We start from the raw sequence: 20116 nt of genomic DNA on the forward strand, positions 1-20116 counted from the left end.
GCGGTGGCGTTTCTAGAGGGTGGTTTGGGCTCCTGCCCTGTTCAGTGCCACACGCCCAGCAGCGCTTCCAGCTCCGCATCGCTGATCAGGCCCTGCGGATAGCGGCCAACCAGCAAACGTCGTGGGTCGGTCGTCCTGACCCGATTGCTTCCATGGTGTTTCAACCAATGTGCCAAGGTCTTCAGCGCTTGGTGGTTTACTGCCAATGGGCGCAAAGCCGTCTCACTTGCTGCGTTCATGTCTACACGTACTCCTTACCCCGTGAGCGGCTAATCTACGGCTTGATTGTTACAGAACGGAGTGACCGTACTGCGAGTTAACCCTCTGAAAACAATACAAAACATATGCCATACCGACATGCCGCACGTCGCGGCCGAAAAAAAACCCGTCAGGCGACGGGCTTTTTCGGAAGCGTTGCGTCAGCGCTTGACCGGCGCCGGTTGCTGCTGTGTCAGGCAGTGGATGTTGCCACCCCCCAGCAGCAGTTCACGCCCGGGGATCATCACCACCTCGTGGTCCGGGAAAACCTTGGCCAGGATGGCTCTGGCCTGGGCATCTGCCGGGTCATTGAAGCTTGGCGCGATGATGCCGCCGTTGACGATCAGGAAGTTCACGTAAGACCCGGCCAGGCGTACCGATGGGTCTCGCTCCTGGCTACCGGCCACGTGGTCGACACCGGCACACTCTTCCTCAGTAGCGAACAGCGGCCCGGGAATGGGCATCTTGTGCACCACAAACTCGCGGCCTTTGGCATCGCGGCTGTTTTTCAGCACCTCATAGGCGGCATGGCAGCGCGCGTAGTTGGGGTCGTTGGAATCATCGGTCCAGGCCAGTAACACTTCGCCTGGGCTGACGTAACAGCAGAAGTTGTCGACGTGGCCGTCGGTTTCGTCGTTGTACAGGCCATAGGGCAGCCAGACGATGGTCTCCACCGCCAGGTGCTCACGCAGGATCTCTTCGATCTGCTCACGGTTCAGGTGCGGGTTGCGGTTGCGGTTGAGCAGGCACTCTTCGGTCGTGATCAGGGTGCCCTCGCCGTCCACATGGATCGAGCCGCCCTCCAGCACGAAGCCTTCGGTCTGGTAGCGCTGGCAACGCTCCATCTCCAGCACCTTGGCTGCCAGTTCTTCATCGCGGTTCCATGGCGCGTACAGGCCGCCGTCGAAGCCGCCCCAGGCGTTGAAGCCCCAATCCACACCGCGCACTTCGCCCGCATCGTTGATGACGAAGGTCGGGCCGGTATCACGCACCCAGGCGTCGTCGTTGCTGATTTCCACCACACGGATGTTGGGCAGGTCGAGCTGACGGCGGGCGTTTTCGTACTGCCCGGCAGAAACGGCAACGGTCACTGGCTCGAAGCGGGCGATGGCCTTGGCCAGGGTGACGTGGGCAGCCTGGGCAGGCTTGCCGCCCAGGCGCCAGTTGTCCGAACGCTCGGGCCAGACCATCCATACCTGGCTTTGCGGCGCCCATTCGGCGGGCATGTGGAAACCGTCGGCGCGGGGGGTGGAGTTGAGGGTTTTCATGGGTAACCTCTGCAAAGGCCCTAGGCCGATGGTCAATGTGGATGGCAATTTTATAACCGATATATATCGGCATTAAAAGCCTGAAACAGCCGAACGGCTAATAAAAATGCCGCCCAAGCCGATAACAATCGACGTGAGCGGCATCGCTGATGCTTACAGCTCTTCGGACAGGATGCGGTCCACACTGTTCACAAAGTAGTCCACGCTGGCCCGCGTGGTGCACATTGGCGGTTTGATCTTGAGGATGTTCAGGTAATCGCCGGTCGGCTGCATGAAGATCCCAAGGTCACGCAGGCGGTCGCACAGCACCATGGTTTCCTCGGTGGCCGGCTCCAGGGTCTGGCGATCACGCACCAGCTCCAGCCCCAGGTAGAAGCCCGAACCATGGACGGCACCAGCAAGCGGATGTTTATCGACCAACGCTTGCAGGCGCGCTTTGAAATAGCGCCCGGTTTCGCGGGTGTTCTGCCACAAGCCCTCCTCGTCCATCACGTCCAGCACCGCCATGCCAATACGGCAACTCACCGGGCTGCCGCCCGCCGAGGAGAAGAAGTAGCCCTGCGCCTCCAGCGCCTCGGCAATCTCGCGCCGGGTGATCACGGCCCCCAGTGGCTGGCCATTGCCCATACCCTTGGCCATGGTGATGATGTCGGGCACCACACCCTGCTCCTCGAAGCCCCAGAAGTACTCGCCCAGGCGGCCATAGCCCACCTGCACTTCATCGGCGATGCACACACCGCCGCGGGCACGGACCTTGGCATAGGCTTCTTTCAGGTAACCCGCCGGCAGCGAGATGCCACCGGCGTTGCCATAAACCGGTTCGCAGATCATGCCGGCCAACTGACGGCCCCGGGCATCGAGGTCAGCGAGCTTGGCATCGACGTCACGCAGGTAGTCACCGGCACTGTCTGCGCCGCGGTAGCGGCCACGGAAGGTATTCGGCGCCTCGACCGGGTGTACCCAGTCGGGCCGGGTTTCCAGGGCTTGCGGGTTGTCGGCGATGGAGGTGGAAATGGCATCGGTGGCTACCGACCAGCCATGGTAGGCCTCCAGCACGCTGAGCAGGTCGCGCCCGCCGCTGTAGGCCCAGGCCAGGCGGATGGCCAGGTCGTTGGCCTCGGTACCACTGTTGACCAGGAACACTCGGTCAAAGCCCGCCGGCGCCAGCTTGAGCAGGCGCTCGGAAAACTCGGCAATGGCCGCGTAATGGAAGCGTGAGTTGGTATTGAGCAACGACCACTGCCGTGCCGACTCGGCCACCATGCGAGGGTGGCCATGGCCCAGTACCGCGACGTTGTTGAGCATGTCGAGGTAGGAGCGGCCTTGCATGTCGATCAGGTAGTTGCGCCAGCCGCGTTCGATGTGGGGTGGCTGTGCATAGTAGTGCTTCTGCGAGCGGGCGAAGCTGGCGTCACGGCGGGCCAGCAATGCCTGCGGGTCGGCCAGCGGCTCGGCATCGCAATCGAAGCCCAGCAACGCTGCAGGCGAGGGGCACAGCGCCAGCCAGGCGGCAGCCTGGGAAGGTGCAGCGAACAGTGGCGGCTGGATGCTGGCATCCAGGCACAGCTGCACACTGAGAAAACCACAGCTGGTGCCCAGCGCCTGCCCCTTGGCCACGGCCTGGCCGTCTGCGGGGGTATCTTCCAGGCCACTGAGCCACAAGGCCCACTGCGCCGTGCGCAAGCAGCCACGGCCATCGCCATGGCGCTGCCAGGTCCCGGCCTGCGGTGCCTGTACCTCGCTGCCGTTGGGCACATGCAGTTCGACGCCCAGGGCGCAGGTGGCCGGTTCATCGGGGCGGTCGATGTGGGTTTGCGACAGACGATACTGGCCATGCAGGCTGCAGGCAGGCGCGGGTTGCGCCGTCAGTTGACGCTGATCGAAGCCAGGCTGCTCCCAGTTACCCGCTTCGCAGAGGGGGCTGAGCACGCCCAGGTCGACGCGGGTTACTGCCTCGAGCGCTAGGTCCGGCAGCAACAGGGTGCAATCGGTCAGGTCCGGTCGGCTCGGCTCGATGCCGGCGGCCTGCAAAATGGCCGCTTCCATCAGGGCAAAAGGCACGGCGGTGGCAGTGTCGAAGATCTCCCACTCATGGGCGATGTTGTCCAGGATGTACTGGTTGTCGGGGTCCACGGCCAGTTGTTGCTCACTGCTGAGTACCAACACGGCTGCGCGGTTGAGCACCAGCGGCCACAGGGCGCGCAACTCGGCTTCGCTCAGCGGGTTGAGGGCCTGGTAGGCGCTCACGGCCGGCAGGATGCGCAGCGGGTCGCCTTCGGCGTGGTGCAGCAGGGCCGCGCAGGTAACCGACAGGTCGGCGATGCGCCAGGTACGCACCAGGTCACCGAAATCGATGATGCCCTGCAGTTGCCACTGGCGCTGCTCATCGCGGGCCCAGACGGCATTGTCATCGGTGATGTCCAGGTGCACGGCCTGGCTCGGCAAAGCGTCCGCCAGCGGTGCCAGGTTTGCGGCCGCCAGGCGCGTGGCCTGTTCCACGCGGGCGCGCTGCCCGGCATCCTGCAGCACTGGCAACAAATGCTCGATCAGCGCCTGGGCGTGCTGCGGGTCCCATTGCAGGGTGCGCACCAGGCCTGGGTGGTCGAAATCGGCCAAGGCTTTGTCGACCCGGGCGCACAGCGCGCCCAGTTCGGCCATCAGCCGCGGCTGCATGTGCTTGAGGCGGGTCAGCGGCTGCCCCTCTATATAATCGAGCAGGCGGGCGCGCAGCGGTTGGCCATCGATGTCCAATGCCAACAACGACTGGCCGTCGCGTGCCGGGCGTACGGCAGGTACCGGCAAGCCTTGCGCGCGCAGGTACGCCAGCGCTGCATGCTGCGCCTCCAGTTCCATCCGGGCATAATTGCCGTGGCAAACCTTGAGCACGAACCGCTCCTGGCCCGTATCCAGCCGCAAGTTCAGGTCTTGCTGGCTGCCCAGCCTGGACAGGCTGCCGGCCAGGTCGTAATGCGCCTGGAGCAAGGCATGCGCCTGGGCTTCGCTGAGCGAAGGGCTTGGCAAGCTGGAACGCTGGATAAGGGTACTGAGGGGCATGAAGATGGAACCTCTTTTACTTTTCGCTTATCTCGCCACTGCCGAAGCCGATACACAAGTGGCAGTGATGAAATGATGATCGTGCGTCCACGCTCGGTCATGATGGCAATCCGGGCTGCAAAGCACCAACGCGGCTACATTGAACGAGGCCGGTACGGTCCACCCCTGAGTACACTGGTCAGAAAAATGCCATGAACATAATCGCTACAGACATTCCCGACGTACTGATCATCGAGCCCAAGCTCTTCGGTGACAGCCGCGGCTTTTTCTTCGAAAGCTTCAATGCCCGCGAGTTTGCCAGGCTGACAGGCTTTGACGCCCATTTCGTCCAGGACAACCACTCCCGCTCACAGCGCGGCGTGCTCCGCGGGCTGCACTACCAGATCGACAACCCCCAGGGGAAACTGGTGCGGGTCGTTCAGGGCGAAGTGCTGGATGTGGCCGTGGATATCCGCCGCAGCTCACCGACATTCGGCCGCTGGGTGGCCACCCGCCTTTGTGCCGAAGACCACCGCCAATTCTGGATCCCACCAGGGTTCGCCCATGGTTTCCTGGTGTTGAGCGAGTCGGCTGACTTCCTGTACAAGACCACCGACTACTACAACCCCGCCGCCGAGCGCTGCATCCGCTGGGATGACCCACAGCTGGCCATCGACTGGGGCGTGGAAGCGCCGCTGCTGTCGGCCAAGGACCAGGCCGGCGCGCGGCTGGCAGACGCGGACCTGTTCCCATGAGGGTGCTCGTGTGTGGCCACAACGGCCAGGTCGCCCAGGCGCTGAAAACGCAGCTGGCCGGCCTGGGCGAGGTGCACCTGCTGGGCCGCGACCAGCTGGACCTGGCCCAGCCCGAGGCCTTGCGCGAACCGCTGCGCCAGCTCGCCCCCGCGCTGATCATCAATGCGGCCGCCTATACCGCGGTGGATCAGGCCGAAAGCGAGCCAGACACCGCCTTCGCGATCAATGGCCAGGCCCCAGGCGTGCTTGCCGAAGAAGCGCTGCGCCTTGGCGCACCACTGATTCACTATTCCACGGACTACGTGTTCGACGGGGAAAAGGCCACGCCCTACACCGAGCAGGACGTACCCAACCCGCTCGGCGTCTATGGGCGCAGCAAGCTTGCCGGTGAGCAGGCCATCGCTGCCGTGGGGGGCGACCACCTGATTCTGCGTACCAGCTGGGTGTACTCGCTGCATGGGCGCAACTTCCTGCTGACCATGCAACGCCTGCTGCAGGAAAAACCGCAACTGCGCGTGGTCGACGACCAGATCGGCGCGCCGACCTGGGCCACGACCATCGCCCACAGCACTCGCCTGCTGATCGAACGCTGGCAGGCCGGCGGGGCCGGAGCCTGGGGCACCTATCACCTGACCGCCCAAGGCCAGACGTCATGGTTCGGCTTTGCTCAGGCCATCGGCGAGCAGCTCAAGGCCCGTGGCCTGCCCTGCGCCGAGCTGCTGCCGATCCCCTCCAGCGACTACCCCACGCCCGCGCGCCGGCCGGCGAACTCGCGCCTGGACTGCTCGCGCCTGGCCCACGAATGGGGCGTGACGCTGCCGCACTGGCAGCAGGCGCTGATCGACTGCCTCAAGTAGCGCATAATTGCGCCAGACTCTTCTGGCGCATTTACGCGATGATTGCAAAACCCACGCACCCACGCCGTCCCCGCTGGCGCAGCCTGGCCCTGTTGGCCCTGTGCCTGGCCCCTTTGCTGTGGCCGCTGCATCACCTTGCCGAACGCTATTACCAGGACGAACTGGCGTCGCAGAATCGCCAGACCCTGGACCTGTACGTCGCCAACCTGCTCGGCACACTGCACCGCTACGAAACCCTGCCGCAAATTCTTGGCGAACTGCCGGCGCTGCGTGGCGTGCTGGCCGACCCGTTCAAGCTCGAAGCGGTCACCAACGCCAACCGCCTGCTCAAAGACATCGCCCACCAGACCGGTGCCGAGGTGATGTACCTGATGGACGTCAGCGGCAATACCCTGGCCGCTTCCAACTGGGACAAGCGCGACAGCTTCGTGGGCCGTAATTTCGCCTTCCGCCCGTACTTCAACGAAGCCATGGCCGGGCAACTTGGGCGCTTCTTCGGGCAAGGCACCACGTCGGCCAAGCGCGGCTACTTTTTTGCCGCGGCAGTACATGACCGTGAACGCATCGTCGGGGTATTGGTGGTCAAGGTCGACCTGGACCACACCGAGACCCTCTGGGGCAATACGCCTGAGCAATTGCTGCTGACCGACCACAACGGTGTGGTGATCCTCACCTCCCGGCCCGACTGGCGTTTTCGCGCCACCCGCGAGCTGACCGAGGCCGAGCGCCAGGCGATCATCGCCATCCAGCCCTACCCGACCCAGGCGCCACAGCCGCTGGACCTCAACCCGAACGCCTGGCTGGCGCAGACCCGTGACATCAAGGAGACCGGCTGGCAGGTCAGCATCCTCGCACCGCGCATGCTGGTCGACCGCTCGGTGCAAACCGTCATGGCCATCGGTGGCGGCGCACTGCTGGTGCTGATGCTGCTGGCCGGGCTGGTGATGCAACGCCGTCGGCACTATATCGACCGCATCGACTTCGAAGCCCGGGGCCGTCAGGAGCTGGAAAATCGTGTGGCTCAGCGCACCGCCGACCTCGAAGGCCTCAACAACCGCCTGAAAAGCGCGGTACTGGAGCGCGAGAATGCCCAGCAGGAGCTGGTACGCGCCCAGGACGAGCTGGTGCAGGCGGGCAAGCTGTCGGTGCTCGGTACCATGTCGGCGAGCATCAGCCACGAACTCAACCAGCCCTTGGCAGCCATCCGCAGTTACGCGGAAAACGCCGAGATCCTGCTCGATCACCAGCGCACTGAAGATGCCCGTGGCAACCTCAAGCTGATCGGCGAACTGACCGGGCGCATGGCCTCGATCATCGCTCACCTGCGGGCCTTCGCCCGGCGTGATCGCCACGCGCCGGAAAGCGTGGCCCTGCAGCCGGCGCTGGACGACGCCCTGGCGCTTCTGGCCAAACGCCGCCGGGCGATGGCCGTGGAACTGATCCGTGACCTGCCCGATGCCACCCTGTGGGTGCAGGCCGGGGAAACCCGCCTGCGCCAGGTGCTCGGCAACCTGCTGGCCAACGCCCTCGATGCCCTGACTGAAAAAGCCAACCCGCGCCGCCTGTGGCTCAGTGCCGAAAAGCGCGATGACTACGTCTACCTGTTCATCCGCGACAATGGCCCGGGCTTCAGCCGGCAGGCCCTTGAGCATGCCAAGGAGCCGTTCTTCACCACCAAGACCCGCACCCAGGGCTTGGGCCTGGGCCTGGCCATCTGCGAAAGCCTGATGCGTGCCCTGGGCGGTGAACTGCTGCTGGCCAACCACCCGGAAGGCGGCGCCCTGCTCACCCTGCAAATGCGCGTGGCAGCCCCCGGCGCCAACCTGCAACCATCGGAGGACCCCTCGGCATGACCCCCGAGATACAGATCGACAGCCAGGCCCAGGTGCTGCTGGTCGACGACGACCCACACCTGCGCCAGGCCTTGAGCCAAACCCTCGACCTGGCGGGGCTGAAGGTGGTTGCCCTGGGCGACGCCCAAGGCCTGGCCGAGCGCCTGGAGCCCGACTGGCCTGGCGTGGTCGTCAGCGATATCCGCATGCCCGGCATCGATGGCCTGCAACTGCTCGAACAGTTGCACGGGCGGGACAACGAACTGCCAGTGCTGCTGATCACCGGCCACGGCGATGTGCCCCTGGCAGTGCAGGCCATGCGTGCCGGCGCCTACGACTTCCTTGAAAAACCGTTTGCCAGTGAAGCCCTGCTCGACAGCGTGCGCCGCGCCCTGGCCCTGCGCCGGCTGGTGCTCGACAACCGCAGCCTGCGCCTGGCCTTGAGCGACCGCCAGCAACTCTCTACCCGCCTGGTCGGCCAGTCGCCCGCCATGCAGCGCCTGCGCGAACAGATCGGTGCCCTGGCCGGCACCCGCGCCGATGTGCTCATCCTCGGTGAAACCGGCGCTGGCAAAGAGGTGGTCGCCCGCGCCCTGCACGATTTGTCCAGCCGCCGCGATGGGCCATTCGTGGCCATCAATGCTGGCGCCCTGGCAGAGTCGGTGGTCGAAAGCGAGCTGTTCGGCCATGAGCCCGGTGCTTTCACCGGCGCGCAGAAGCGCCGCATCGGCAAATTCGAGTTCGCCAATGGCGGCACGCTGTTCCTCGACGAAATCGAGAGCATGAGCCTGGACGTGCAGGTGAAGTTGCTGCGCCTGCTGCAAGAACGGGTGGTCGAGCGCCTGGGCGGCAACCAACTGATCCCGCTGGACATCCGCATCATTGCCGCAACCAAGGAAGACCTGCGCCAGTCTGCCGACCAGGGCCGTTTCCGTGCCGACCTTTATTACCGCCTGAACGTGGCGCCGCTGCGCATACCGCCGCTGCGCGAGCGTGGGGATGACATCCTGGTGCTGTTCCAGCACTTCGCCGATACCGCCAGCCAGCGTCACGGCCTGCCACCGCAAACCCTGCAGCCGGCGCACCGGGCCATGCTGCTGCGCCATGCCTGGCCAGGCAATGTGCGCGAACTGCAAAACGCCGCCGAGCGTTTCGCCCTGGGCCTGGAGCTGGCGCTCGATAACCAGGCTCCCGCTGCCGCAGCACCCACAACAGCGCATCAGCTGGGCAACCTCAGCGAACAGGTCGAGCAGTTCGAGCGTTCGTTGATTGCCGCCGAACTGGGCCAGCCGCACAGCTCCATGCGCAGCCTGGCCGAGGCCCTCGGTATCCCGCGTAAAACCTTGCATGACAAGCTGCGCAAGCACGGCCTCAGTTTTGACGGTGGCCACAGCGGGCCCGACGACCAAGAGGACAACCGCCCATGAACAGCGACAGCCAGTACCTGCAGGACGTACTGCACAGCGACATTCCCCTGACCCGTGAAATGGGCCTGCAGGTCATCGATTGGCAAGGCCAGAACCTGCGCCTGCAACTGCCGCTGGCCGCCAACGTCAACCACAAGAGCACCATGTTCGGCGGCAGCCTGTACTGCGCCGCCGTTCTGGTGGGCTGGGGCTGGCTGCACCTGCGCCTGCGCGAACTGGGCATCGACGACGGGCATATCGTCATTCAGGAGGGGCAGATCAGCTACCCGCTGCCGGTCACCGGCACGGCCGTGGCACGCTGCGCCGCACCGGACGAAAAAACCTGGGAGCGCTTCGTGACGCTGTATCAGCGCCGCGGCCGTGCGCGCCTGACGCTGGACACCACGGTGTGCAATGCTGGCAGCGACGAGCCCGCCGTGAGGTTCAGCGGGCAGTATGTGTTACATCGCTGAGGCGAGCTGGATCAGCGCCTGACGCCAGCTTGCCGCTGCGGGCAAAGCCAGGAAGAAGGGGTTGAGCAGGGATTCGCGCGGCGGGTAGCAAAACGGCTGGCCGTCCACGCCAATCACTTCGCCGCCAGCCCCTTCCAGCACACCTTGCGCCGCAGCGGTGTCCCACTGCGATGTCGGCGCCAGTCGCGGGTAGCAGTCGGCGCTGCCTTCGGCCAGCAGGCAGAACTTGAGCGAGCTGCCGATATTGGCCAGCTCCAGCTCGCCGACAGCAGCGCCCAGGCCAGCCAGCAACGCCTCCTGCTGTGGGCTGGAGTGGCGCCGGCTGGCGACCACGGTGAAACGGCCATCGGCAGGCGGCGCGTTACGCACCTGGACCGGCTGGGGCTCGCCGCCGGCCTCTGCCCGCCAGGCGCCCAGGCCGTGGCCACCGAAGTAACAGCGGCCGCTGGTCGGCATCGAAACCACGCCAAACACCACTTCGCCGTTTTCGATCAGCGCGATATTGACGGTGAACTCTTCGCTGCCTGCGATGAACTCCTTGGTACCGTCCAAAGGGTCGACCAGCCACCAGCGCTGCCAGCCCTGGCGCTCGGCCAACGGGATATTGCAGTCTTCCTCGGACAGCACCGGGATCTGCGGCGCGAGGGCCTGCAGCCCGTCGGCGATTACCCGGTGTGCGGCCAGGTCGGCGGCGGTCACCGGCGAATCATCCGCCTTGTTGGTCACCGCGACGTCGGCGCGCCAGAACGGCAGGATCGCCTGCCCTGCCAGGCCGGCCAGTTGCACCACTGCATGCATCAGTTGCTGGTCGTTCATACCTCGAGCAGCCCCCGCTGGATCAGCAGGTCGCGCGCCAAGTACAACGCCGCCAACGCCCGCCCCTCGCTGAACTGGGGGTGCATGGCCAGCGCCGAGAGTTCGCGAAGGTTGACCTTGTCGACCCGCATCGGCTCCGGCTCGTCGCCCTCCAGCCGCTCTTCGTAAAGGTCGGTGGCCAGCACCACCTGGATCTTCTGGCTCATGTAGCCGGGCGACAGCGACAGCTCGGTCAAATGTTCCAGCTGGCGCGCGCCAAAGCCGGCTTCTTCCTTGAGCTCCCGGTCAGCCGCGGCCAGCACATCCTCGCCCGGTTCGATCAGGCCTTTGGGCAGGGACACTTCGTATTCATCTGTGCCACCGCAATATTCCTCGACCAACACGGCGTGTTCGGCATCGAGCATGGCCACGATCATGACCGCGCCGTAGCCATTGCCGCGCCCGACCAGACGCTCGTAGGTACGCTCGGTGCCATTGCTGAAGCGCAACTGCACGGCCTCGACGCGGAACAAGCGGCTGCTGGCGACGATCTCGCGGCTGAGAACGGTGGGTTTCTGGCGCATGGGGCGGCTCCTTGGCGTGAACGGGTTACTATACCGTGGCTTGCCGACTGAACGAGAGTTTCCCATGCCTGTTCTTCCCTGGTCTGCCATCGATACTGTCCTGCTGGATATGGACGGCACGCTGCTCGATCTGCATTACGACAACCGCTTCTGGCTGGAGCACCTGCCCCAGCGCTACGCACAGGTGCACGGCGTAAGCCGGGCAATGGCTGAGATGGAGCTGCAGCCGCTGTTCGAGCGCAATGCCGGTACGCTCAACTGGTACTGCCTGGACTTTTGGAGCCGTGAGCTGAACTTGCCGATCCGCGAACTCAAGCGCGAGATCGCCGACCTGATAGCCCTGCGCCCAGACGCCGATACCTTCCTGGCGGCGATCCGCCAGGCCGGCAAGCGCGTGGTGATGATCACCAATGCACACCGCGATTCGCTGTCGTTGAAGCTGGAGCGGGTGGAACTGGCGCCGTATTTCGAGCGGCTGATCAGTTCGCATGATTATGGCTACCCGAAAGAAAGCCCGCAGTTCTGGGACGCGTTGCAGGCCGATATCGGCTTCGAGCCTGGGCGCAGCCTGTTCATCGACGACACCCTGGCTATCCTGCGCAGTGCCCGGCGGTTTGGCGTGGGGCATTTGCTGGCAGTGCGCCAGCCCGATAGCCAGGCCGCGCCGCGCGATACCCATGAGTTTGCGGCAGTCGAGGATTACCGGGAGTTGCTGGTCGGTCTTTAGGGCCAAATCGCCGGCAAGCCGGCTCCCACAAGGAAGGTGTTAGCTTTTAGGAATGAGGTAAGACAGTTGCTTTCACAGCAATGGTGTTGGCTTCTGGGAATTGGGAGGCAGGTGGTTGCACCGGTACTGCACCGCTTTCGAGCGCTGTGGTTGTTCTGGCAGCCCCCCAGGGTTGGATGGGAGTCCAACATCTGGGGGGCAGTCCACCGTCTAGTGGGAGCCGGCTTGCCGGCGATTGGCCGGGGCAGACGATAGCGATCTGTCAGTCCGGAATACGCAGCACCTGGCCCGGATAGATCTTGTCCTCATGCTTGAGCATCGGCTTGTTGGCTTCGAAGATCTTGCGGTACTGGCTGGCGTTGCCATACTCGACCAGGGCAATGGCTGACAGCGTGTCACCCGTTTTAACGGTAATGAACCGCGCAGCCTTAACGACCGGCCCTGTTACAGTGATCTGATCGTCAACGCTGGCCACACCACTTATGTTACCGGCCGCAAGGATGATCTTCTCCTTCTCCTCCTGGCTGGCAACCTCGCCCTTGAGGGTGATCTTGTCACCGTCTACCGTAGCGGTGATGTTCGGGTTGCCCAGGCCGACGTTCTCCACATGTTTTTTCAACTGCTCCTCGGCATTGGCATTGCCTGGCGTCAGTAGGTCGATCAACTTCTCGCCGGCTTCTTTCACGAAACTGAAAAGGCTCATTGCGTTCTCCATGTTGACGTTAACCTCGGAATCACGAGTCTAGGCCAGGATTTCCTCCCCCGCCCCACTGCGACCAATCGACGCGGTCTATCAAGGCATAGACCCTAGCGATTAGACGTGACCGGCCCACAGGCCTAGGCTGGTGCTATCAAAAAGCCGCCGGTAGTCAGCGCCGATGAACAACCAGCCCCGATGAACAGCAAGCCACCGGTCTGCGCGGCCTCGACGCCTCTGGCCTTGCCTGCCGCCAGCAACACCTATGATTACGTCCAGCTCGACGACGCTGCGCGGGCCAGCACACCGCTGGCCGAAGAAGTCGCCCTGGCCATCGTCTACAACGGCCTCAATCAGGCCGTGATGCTCGTCAGCCCCACCGACCTTGAAGACTTTGCGGTCGGCTTCAGCGTTGGCAGCGGCATTGTCGAAGGCACCGCAGACATCTACGACCTGAAACTTTCCGGCAGTGGCTCGGCGTTGTACGCCGACCTGGAAATTTCCAGCCGCGCATTCTGGAACCTGAAAAACCAGCGTCGCCAACTGGCTGGCACCAGCGGTTGTGGCCTGTGTGGCGTCGAAGCCCTGGAGCAAGCGCTACCAGAGCTTGCCGAGCTGCCGGGCGCGCCATTGCCCCCGGCGCAGTGGTTGGTGGGCCTGCGTGAGCGCATCGATGCCTTCCAGCCGCTGGGCCAGCACTGCGGCGCCGTGCATGCGGCATTGTTCATGAACGCCCAGGGCGAGTTGCTGCTCGGCCGTGAAGACATTGGCCGCCACAACGCGCTGGACAAGCTGATCGGCGCCCTGCTGCGCCAAGACATCGCCACCGCAGGTGGCCTGGCCATCGTCACCAGCCGCTGCAGCCTGGAGCTGATCCAGAAAGTCCTGCGTGCCGGCATCCAGACCCTGGTCAGCCTCTCGGCCCCTACCGGGCTTGCCCTGCAATGGGCGCGCAAGCACAACCTCAACCTCATTCACCTGCCCAAACACAGTGCACCGCGGGTCTACAGCCCAGCGGCGGAGTCGTAATAGCCGTGACCTCGTACCAACCTCTTCCAGACAACGCCCCAGCCTCCCCACCACGCTACAAGCCCTACCACGGCCCCGCCGGCGGCTGGGGCGCACTGCGCAGCGTGGCCAAGGCCTGGGTGGGCAGCGACAATGCGCTGAAGAACCTTCGCGCCCTGCTCAAGACCAACCAGAATGGCGGCTTCGACTGCCCCGGTTGCGCCTGGGGCGACTCGCCCGAGAGCGGCATGGTCAAGTTCTGCGAGAACGGCGCCAAGGCGGTCAACTGGGAAGCCACCAAGCGCCGCGTCGATGCGGCATTCTTCGCCCGGTACAGCGTCAGCGCGCTGCTCGAGCAGAGCGACTACTGGCTGGAGTACCAAGGCCGCCTGACCGAACCGATGGTCTACGACCCGGCCAGCGACCGCTATCAGCCGATCGCCTGGGATGCAGCCTTTGCCTTGATCGCCCGTGAGCTGAACAACCTGGCAAGCCCCGATCAGGCTGAGTTCTATACCTCCGGGCGGGCCAGCAACGAAGCGGCGTTCCTGTACCAGTTGTTCGTGCGTGCATACGGCACCAACAACTTCCCCGACTGCTCCAACATGTGCCACGAGGCCAGCGGCGTAGCCTTGGGGCAAAGCATCGGTGTGGGCAAAGGGACGGTCACTTTCGATGACTTCGAGCACGCCGACGCAATCTTCGTCTGGGGCCAGAACCCCGGCACCAACCACCCGCGCATGCTCGACCCGCTGCGCGATGCCGTGAAGCGTGGCGCCCAGGTGGTGTGCATCAACCCGCTCAAGGAGCGCGGCCTGGAGCGTTTCCAGCATCCCCAGAACCCGCTGGAGATGCTGACCAACAGCGACCGGCCGACCAACACTGCGTTCTTCCGCCCGGCGCTGGGAGGCGACATGGCGCTGCTGCGCGGCATGGCCAAATTCCTGCTGCAATGGGAGCGTGAGGCGCAGGCCAAAGGTGAGCCGGCGGTGTTCGATCACGTATTCATCGCCGAGCATGGTCACGGCGTCGATGAGTACCTGGCGGCGGTAGACGCCACCTCGTGGGCGCACATCCAGGAGCAGTCCGGCCTGGAGCTTGCGGACATCGAGCTGGCGGCACGCATGTACTGCCGCGGCAAGCGGGTGATCATGTGCTGGGCGATGGGTATCACGCAGCACCGCCACTCGGTGCCTACCATCCAGGAAATCGTCAACCTGCAGATGCTGCGCGGTAACATCGGTGTGCCTGGCGCAGGGCTGTGCCCGGTACGTGGCCACAGCAACGTGCAGGGCGACCGCACCATGGGTATCAATGAGCGTCCGCCGGTGGCGCTGCTCGATGCCATCGAAAAACGCTTCAATTTCCCGGTGCCGCGGCACAATGGCCACAATACCGTCGAAGCGATCCACGCCATGCTCGACGGTCGCGCCAAGGTGTTCATCGGGCTGGGTGGCAACTTCGCCCAGGCCACCCCGGATACCGAGCGTACCGCCCAGGCCCTGCGCAACTGCGCGCTGACCGTGCACATCAGCACCAAGCTCAACCGTAGCCACCTGGTCCATGGCAAACAGGCGCTGATTCTGCCGTGCCTGGGCCGCACCGACATCGACCTACAGGCCGACGGGCCGCAGGCGGTCACCGTTGAAGACTCTTTCAGCATGGTCCACGCCTCCAACGGCCAGCTCAAGCCGCTGTCGACTCACATGCGCTCGGAGCCGGCAGTGGTTGCCGGCATCGCCGCGGCCACACTGGGCAAAAACCCGGTCGACTGGCACTGGCTGGTGGCCGACTACAACCGTATCCGCGACCTGATCGGCGACACCATTGCAGGCTTTGCCGACTTCAACCAGCGCCTGAGCCACCCAGGCGGTTTCTACCTGGGCAACAGTGCAGCCAGCCGCCAGTGGAAGACCATCAACGGCCGCGCCAACTTCAAGGCCAACCTGCTGCCGGACACCCTGCTCGACGAGCGGGTACGCGCCAGCGGCCAGGTACCCGACCTGATCATGCAATCCATGCGCTCGCACGATCAGTACAACACCACCATCTATGGCCTGGACGACCGCTACCGTGGCGTGCGTGGCCAGCGTGACGTGCTGTTCGTCAACGAGGCCGACATCATCCGCCTGGGCTTCCAGCCAGGGCAGAAGGTCGACATCGTATCGTTGTGGGGTGATGCGCATGTGCGCCGTGTGCAGGGTTTCACCCTGCTGCCTTTCGATATCCCGGCTGGGCAAGCGGCGGCGTACTACCCGGAAGTGAATCCGCTGATCCCGTTGGAAAGCATTGGCCAAGGCAGCCATACACCGACCTCCAAGTTCGTCGCCATCAAGTTGGAGCGGGCGCGCGACTACGGGCGAATCGTGTAACCGAACGGTACGGTAAAAACGCAAAAAGCCCTGTTCCACAGGGGTTCAGGGCTTTGTCACAATTACCTCAGACACATGAAAAACGATAAAGTTTCACCGTTAAATCAGTAACTTAGAAAATTGTGTACAACTCGTGCTACTCGTCGGTTTTCCGTTGCCAGCCGCCTCAAGGAACTGCAAATTCGCCCTCGTCATCCTTATGAGGCTCTCTTGATGAAGAAGTACTCCTCGATTCTGTTGTTGTCTTTCAGCTTGCTAAGCGGCGTTGCCATGGCCGGTGGCAATACCGAAGCCGGCATTGGCGGCGCATTGGGTGGGGTACTCGGCTCCGTAGTGGGCAACTCCATCGGTGGTAGCACCGGCGGCGCCATTGGTGCCGGCCTTGGCGGTGCGGCCGGCGGTGCCCTGGGTGCCGACAAGCGTCAGCGTGGTGAGGCCGCCATCGGTGGCGCGCTGGGCGCTGCGGGCGGTAACGTGGTCGGTCGTTCGGTGGGCGGTACCACCGGCAGCTACATTGGTGCAGCCGCAGGCGGCGGCGCCGGTGGCGCGCTCGGTAACTACCTGGGCAACAAGGCCGATGATGACGAGCGCCACGACGATCGCCGCTACCGTCGCGGCTACGACGACCGCCGTCATTACGACCGTGGCCGCCACTACGGCCACCGCAAGCACAAGCGCCATTGGCGCCACTGATACCTGAGACCCTCCTCAGGCAGCAAAAGCCCCGCCCTCACCCGCGGGGCTTTTTCATGCCTGCGGCGCGAGCTGCAGGCCCGACAAGATCACCTGCAGCGCCTGCGGCAACGGTACCGGCCGACCGCTGGCGCGCTCGATAAACACCTGTACCACGGTCCCTGCCGCGCAAGCATCGGGCTCGCCCGGGCGATACAGCGCCAGCCGGAACTCCACCGTGCTACCTGCTAGGCGAGTTACGCCCAAACCCACCTCTAGCACATCCGGGAAGCCCGGCAGCGCGAAAAAGTCTGCCGCCGAACTGACCACGAACGCGGCCAGCTCACCTTCACGCAGGTCGACTTCAGCCTGCTCGACCAGAAACGCCTGGATGGCGGTTTCGAAGAAGCCATGCACGGTGGCGCCAGCAATGTGGCCGTTATGGTCATTGTCTTGGGGGCGGGTGAGGATGGGGTGGAAGTGGGAGAAAGCGCTGCGCTGAGGGCATTCGGTCATCTGTCTGTCTCGCAAGATCGCAGGGGATGCCATCAGTGAAACAGAAATTCGGGAAGCGGTGGTATTTCACCGCGCAGAGGGCAGCGAGAAAAGCCATTGGGCCCCATCGCCGGCAAGCCGGCTCCCAAAGGTCAGCGCAAAACTCAAGCGCTGCGTTGTACCTGTGGGAGCCGGCTTGCCGGCGATGGGCTGCGAAGCAGCCCTGCTAACGCTGACTCGACTGGCTCAGCTTACAGCTGTGGGCCAGCAGCCTTGATGGCGTCGGACACGTCGAACTTCTTGAAGTTTTCAGTGAACAGCTTGGCCAAGCCTTTTGCAGCTTCGTCGTAGGCAGCTTTGTCAGCCCAGGTGTTGCGCGGGTTGAGCAGCTCGGTCTCGACGCCCGGAACGGCCTTCGGCACGTCCAGGTTGATGATGTCCAGGTGCTCGGTCTCGGTACCGACCAGCGCGCCGCTCTGGATGGCAGCGATCACGCCACGGGTGGTCGGGATGCTGAAGCGCTTGCCGACACCATAGCCACCACCGGTCCAACCGGTGTTGACCAGGTACACCTTGGAGCCGAAGGCGTTGATACGCTTGATCAGCAGCTCGGCGTATTCGCCTGCCGGGCGCGGGAAGAACGGTGCGCCGAAGCAGGTGGAGAAGGTCGACTTGATGCCGCCGCCCGAACCCATTTCGGTAGAACCGACCAGCGCGGTGTAGCCAGACAGGAAGTGGTAGGCCGCCTGCTCGTTGTTCAGGATCGAAACTGGCGGCAGAACACCGGTCAGGTCGCAGGTCAGGAAGATGACCGCGTTAGGCTCGCCACCCAGGTTGGCTTCGGCGCGCTTGGCGACGTGCTCCAGTGGGTAGGCGGCGCGGCTGTTCTGGGTCAGGCTGACATCGGCGTAGTCGGCGTGCTTGTTGCCGTCGAGGACGACGTTTTCCAGCACGGCGCCATGCTTGATGGCTTTCCAGATGACCGGCTCGTTCTTCTCGGACAGGTCGATGCACTTGGCGTAGCAGCCGCCTTCCATGTTGAAGACAACGCCTTCGCCCCAACCGTGCTCGTCATCACCGATCAGGTAACGGCTTTCGTCAGCCGACAGGGTGGTCTTGCCGGTGCCGGAAAGGCCGAAGAACAGGGTGACGTCGCCTTCTTCACCGATGTTGGCGGCACAGTGCATTGGCAGCACGTCGGCAGCTGGCAGCAGGAAGTTCTGCACCGAGAACATGGCTTTCTTCATTTCGCCGGCATAACGCATGCCAGCGATCAGCACCTTCTTGGCGGCGAAGTTGATGATGACGCAACCGTCGGAGTTGGTACCGTCACGCTCAGGCACGCACTCGAAGTTGGCAACGTTGAGGACCTGCCACTGGTCGCGGCCAGCCGGGTTGAACTGCTCAGGGTTGATGAACAGGCAACGGCCGAACAGGTTCTGCCAGGCGGTCTGGGTGGTCATCTTCACCGGCAGGTAGTGCTCGGCGGCAGCCCCTACGTGAACGTAGGAAACGAAGTGATCCTGGGCGTTGTTGAACGCCTCGACGCGGTCCCACAGGGCATCGAACTTGTCGGCCGGGAACTTGCGGTTGATCGGGCCCCAGGCGATGGCGTCCTGGGTGGAAGGTTCTTCGACGATGAAACGGTCAGCCGGCGAACGGCCAGTACGGTGCCCGGTCTCGACGACCAGTGCGCCGGTATCGGCTAGCACGCCTTCACCGCGTTGCAGCGCTTCTTTTACCAGCTCATCGACGCTCAGGTCGGTGTACACGGTGTTGTTGGCTTGCGTCATGAGATACCCCATCCGGCCCGAGGCCGAGTGCTCCAAACGTTTTGTAGTTGTCTAAAAAAAACTACTACAGCGAAAAAAGTGGCCGGATTATGCCAGAAACGCCCAAAAAAAGTAGGCCCCTCCTGTCGTAACTGCCCTTTTGCGCAATTCGACAGGAGAATTCACTGAAATTAAACGTTTCAGTGGCGAGTTTCTGACGCCGTGTCGGTGCCACCACCGGCAAACAGTTGTGCCACATCGCTGGCATCGAAGAAATAACGCTCGTTGCAGAACTGGCAATCGATCTCGACCTTGCCCCCGCACTCCTCGACCAGCTGCTTGGCATCCTGCTCGCCAAGACTGACCAGCGCATTGCCGGAACGTTCGCGCGAGCAGCTGCATTTGAAACGCAGCGGCTGGATGTCGAACAGGCGCACGGCGTCTTCATGATAGAGGCGGTGCAGCAAGGTTTCGTTGGCCTCGGCCCACTCCTGCGGCTTGAGGGTGTTGGCCAGGGCAATCACATGCTGCCAGCTGTCCTCGCGCTCTTCTTCGTCACGCTGGCGATCAACAGGCAACTGCTGCAGCAACAGGCCGCGGGCCTTGCCGCCTTCGGCGTTGAGCCAGAAGCGCGTGTTGAGTTGCTGCGACTGCACGAAGTAGTTGGTGAAGCACTCGGCCAGGTTTTTGCCGTCGAGCTCGACGGTACCCTGGTAGCGCTGGCCCTTGACCGGGTCGATGGTCAGGGTCAGATGGCCGTCCGGCATCAGCTGAGCCAACGTCGCGTCGGCGGGGATCTGGTCCGCTTCGTATCGCGCCATGCCCCGGATGTCGCGCTCGCCCGAGCACTCCACCATCAACAGTGGGATGGGGCCGGCAGAGCGGGCCTGAAGGATCAGCAGGCCATCGAACTTCAACGCGCCTACCAACAGCGAGGTAGCGGCCATCAGTTCGCCGAGCAATGTGGCAACGGGCTGTGGGTAGGCGTGACGAGCCAACACTGCGGCGTAGCTGTCATCGAGTGCCACCCACTCGCCGCGAATATCGCGGTCGTCGAAGATGAAACGTTGGGTGAAATCGGTATCCGGCAAATCGCTCATAGGTTTTGGCTA

Annotated in this window: 18 protein-coding genes; 9 read left to right on the top strand and 9 right to left on the bottom strand. The window is 63.8% G+C overall.

What is annotated here, in order from left to right; translation table 11 throughout:
* Positions 1-41 precede the first annotated feature (41 nt).
* From ABRP30_RS26540 to ABRP30_RS26550, 3 genes are all read right to left on the bottom strand, one after another.
* Positions 42-239, bottom strand: coding sequence for a hypothetical protein (locus ABRP30_RS26540; protein ID WP_241805553.1), 198 nt, complete (start codon positions 237-239; stop codon positions 42-44).
* A 180-nt stretch (positions 240-419) separates the two neighbouring features.
* Positions 420-1526 carry an agmatine deiminase gene (gene aguA, locus ABRP30_RS26545; RefSeq protein WP_349975977.1) on the bottom strand — a complete coding sequence of 369 codons (1107 nt, stop codon included), beginning with the start codon at positions 1524-1526 and terminating at the stop codon, positions 420-422.
* 153 nt (positions 1527-1679) lie between these two features.
* A complete protein-coding gene (locus tag ABRP30_RS26550; protein WP_349975978.1) occupies positions 1680-4580 on the bottom strand; it encodes an aminotransferase in 2901 nt (966 codons plus the stop codon).
* Between the two features lie 191 nt (positions 4581-4771).
* Here ABRP30_RS26550 and rfbC point away from each other — a divergent pair, with 191 nt between their 5' ends.
* The 5 genes from rfbC to ABRP30_RS26575 are packed head-to-tail and all read left to right on the top strand — an operon-like array spanning position 4772 to position 9882.
* Positions 4772-5314: a dTDP-4-dehydrorhamnose 3,5-epimerase gene (gene rfbC / locus ABRP30_RS26555; protein ID WP_349975979.1), complete on the top strand. Its 543-nt coding sequence runs from the start codon at positions 4772-4774 to the stop codon at positions 5312-5314.
* On the top strand, positions 5311-6171 hold the full coding sequence (rfbD, locus tag ABRP30_RS26560) for a dTDP-4-dehydrorhamnose reductase (RefSeq protein WP_349975980.1): 861 nt from the start codon (positions 5311-5313) through the stop codon (positions 6169-6171). The genes rfbC and rfbD overlap by 4 nt, the downstream gene beginning before the upstream one ends.
* 38 nt (positions 6172-6209) lie before the next feature.
* Positions 6210-8024, top strand: a complete 1815-nt coding sequence (locus ABRP30_RS26565; RefSeq protein WP_267819435.1) for an ATP-binding protein — start codon at positions 6210-6212, stop codon at positions 8022-8024.
* Positions 8021-9430, top strand: coding sequence for a sigma-54 dependent transcriptional regulator (locus ABRP30_RS26570; protein WP_349975981.1), 1410 nt, complete (start codon positions 8021-8023; stop codon positions 9428-9430). The genes ABRP30_RS26565 and ABRP30_RS26570 overlap by 4 nt, the downstream gene beginning before the upstream one ends.
* Entirely contained in the window at positions 9427-9882 is a 456-nt protein-coding gene (locus ABRP30_RS26575; RefSeq protein WP_349975982.1) for a YiiD C-terminal domain-containing protein, read from the top strand. The genes ABRP30_RS26570 and ABRP30_RS26575 overlap by 4 nt, the downstream gene beginning before the upstream one ends.
* On the opposite strand, the gene cysQ is transcribed toward ABRP30_RS26575, so the two are convergent.
* Both cysQ and nudE read right to left on the bottom strand, forming a co-directional pair.
* Positions 9871-10698 (bottom strand): 3'(2'),5'-bisphosphate nucleotidase CysQ, encoded by an 828-nt coding sequence (gene cysQ, locus ABRP30_RS26580; protein WP_267819441.1) that lies wholly within the window; start codon positions 10696-10698, stop codon positions 9871-9873. The two genes, ABRP30_RS26575 and cysQ, sit on opposite strands and share 12 nt — an antisense overlap.
* Positions 10695-11261, bottom strand: coding sequence for an ADP compounds hydrolase NudE (gene nudE / locus ABRP30_RS26585; RefSeq protein WP_241805538.1), 567 nt, complete (start codon positions 11259-11261; stop codon positions 10695-10697). The genes cysQ and nudE overlap by 4 nt, the downstream gene beginning before the upstream one ends.
* A 64-nt stretch (positions 11262-11325) precedes the next feature.
* Here nudE and yrfG point away from each other — a divergent pair, with 64 nt between their 5' ends.
* A complete protein-coding gene (gene yrfG / locus ABRP30_RS26590; RefSeq protein WP_349975983.1) occupies positions 11326-11988 on the top strand; it encodes a GMP/IMP nucleotidase in 663 nt (220 codons plus the stop codon).
* A gap of 262 nt (positions 11989-12250) precedes the next feature.
* On the opposite strand, the gene lysM is transcribed toward yrfG, so the two are convergent.
* A complete protein-coding gene (gene lysM, locus ABRP30_RS26595) occupies positions 12251-12691 on the bottom strand; it encodes a peptidoglycan-binding protein LysM (protein WP_349975984.1) in 441 nt (146 codons plus the stop codon).
* A 192-nt stretch (positions 12692-12883) separates the two neighbouring features.
* Here lysM and fdhD point away from each other — a divergent pair, with 192 nt between their 5' ends.
* The 3 genes from fdhD to ABRP30_RS26610 all read left to right on the top strand — a co-directional run bounded on the left by fdhD (position 12884) and on the right by ABRP30_RS26610 (position 16758).
* The gene (gene fdhD / locus ABRP30_RS26600) at positions 12884-13714 is read left to right on the top strand and encodes a formate dehydrogenase accessory sulfurtransferase FdhD (RefSeq protein ID WP_241805536.1); all 831 of its coding nucleotides are present in this window, start codon (positions 12884-12886) and stop codon (positions 13712-13714) included.
* Between the two features lie 5 nt (positions 13715-13719).
* Complete coding sequence (locus ABRP30_RS26605) at positions 13720-16065, top strand: FdhF/YdeP family oxidoreductase (protein WP_349975985.1); 2346 nt, start codon at positions 13720-13722, stop codon at positions 16063-16065.
* 213 nt (positions 16066-16278) lie between these two features.
* On the top strand, positions 16279-16758 hold the full coding sequence (locus ABRP30_RS26610; protein ID WP_241805529.1) for a glycine zipper domain-containing protein: 480 nt from the start codon (positions 16279-16281) through the stop codon (positions 16756-16758).
* Between the two features lie 54 nt (positions 16759-16812).
* Here the strand turns inward: ABRP30_RS26610 and ABRP30_RS26615 are convergent, their stop codons facing one another.
* From ABRP30_RS26615 to hslO, 3 genes are all read right to left on the bottom strand, one after another.
* Entirely contained in the window at positions 16813-17253 is a 441-nt protein-coding gene (locus ABRP30_RS26615; protein WP_267819450.1) for a thioesterase family protein, read from the bottom strand.
* Positions 17254-17483: 230 nt separating this feature from the next.
* A complete protein-coding gene (locus tag ABRP30_RS26620; protein ID WP_241805526.1) occupies positions 17484-19025 on the bottom strand; it encodes a phosphoenolpyruvate carboxykinase in 1542 nt (513 codons plus the stop codon).
* Positions 19026-19204: 179 nt separating this feature from the next.
* Positions 19205-20104, bottom strand: a complete 900-nt coding sequence (hslO, locus tag ABRP30_RS26625) for an Hsp33 family molecular chaperone HslO (protein ID WP_241805520.1) — start codon at positions 20102-20104, stop codon at positions 19205-19207.
* Positions 20105-20116: the final 12 nt, after the last annotated feature.

The sequence above is a fragment of the Pseudomonas sp. WHRI 8519 genome, from assembly GCF_040224055.2.
Taxonomy (GTDB): Bacteria; Pseudomonadota; Gammaproteobacteria; order Pseudomonadales; family Pseudomonadaceae; genus Aquipseudomonas; species Aquipseudomonas putida_X.

Coding starts and splice junctions, on each gene's coding strand:
- ABRP30_RS26540 (WP_241805553.1), bottom strand. CDS start 239: ATGAACGCAGCAAGTGAGACGGCTTTGCGCCCATTGGCAGTAAACCAC.
- aguA (WP_349975977.1), bottom strand. CDS start 1,526: ATGAAAACCCTCAACTCCACCCCCCGCGCCGACGGTTTCCACATGCCC.
- ABRP30_RS26550 (WP_349975978.1), bottom strand. CDS start 4,580: ATGCCCCTCAGTACCCTTATCCAGCGTTCCAGCTTGCCAAGCCCTTCG.
- rfbC (WP_349975979.1), top strand. CDS start 4,772: ATGAACATAATCGCTACAGACATTCCCGACGTACTGATCATCGAGCCC.
- rfbD (WP_349975980.1), top strand. CDS start 5,311: ATGAGGGTGCTCGTGTGTGGCCACAACGGCCAGGTCGCCCAGGCGCTG.
- ABRP30_RS26565 (WP_267819435.1), top strand. CDS start 6,210: ATGATTGCAAAACCCACGCACCCACGCCGTCCCCGCTGGCGCAGCCTG.
- ABRP30_RS26570 (WP_349975981.1), top strand. CDS start 8,021: ATGACCCCCGAGATACAGATCGACAGCCAGGCCCAGGTGCTGCTGGTC.
- ABRP30_RS26575 (WP_349975982.1), top strand. CDS start 9,427: ATGAACAGCGACAGCCAGTACCTGCAGGACGTACTGCACAGCGACATT.
- cysQ (WP_267819441.1), bottom strand. CDS start 10,698: ATGAACGACCAGCAACTGATGCATGCAGTGGTGCAACTGGCCGGCCTG.
- nudE (WP_241805538.1), bottom strand. CDS start 11,261: ATGCGCCAGAAACCCACCGTTCTCAGCCGCGAGATCGTCGCCAGCAGC.
- yrfG (WP_349975983.1), top strand. CDS start 11,326: ATGCCTGTTCTTCCCTGGTCTGCCATCGATACTGTCCTGCTGGATATG.
- lysM (WP_349975984.1), bottom strand. CDS start 12,691: ATGAGCCTTTTCAGTTTCGTGAAAGAAGCCGGCGAGAAGTTGATCGAC.
- fdhD (WP_241805536.1), top strand. CDS start 12,884: ATGAACAGCAAGCCACCGGTCTGCGCGGCCTCGACGCCTCTGGCCTTG.
- ABRP30_RS26610 (WP_241805529.1), top strand. CDS start 16,279: ATGAAGAAGTACTCCTCGATTCTGTTGTTGTCTTTCAGCTTGCTAAGC.
- ABRP30_RS26615 (WP_267819450.1), bottom strand. CDS start 17,253: ATGACCGAATGCCCTCAGCGCAGCGCTTTCTCCCACTTCCACCCCATC.
- ABRP30_RS26620 (WP_241805526.1), bottom strand. CDS start 19,025: ATGACGCAAGCCAACAACACCGTGTACACCGACCTGAGCGTCGATGAG.
- hslO (WP_241805520.1), bottom strand. CDS start 20,104: ATGAGCGATTTGCCGGATACCGATTTCACCCAACGTTTCATCTTCGAC.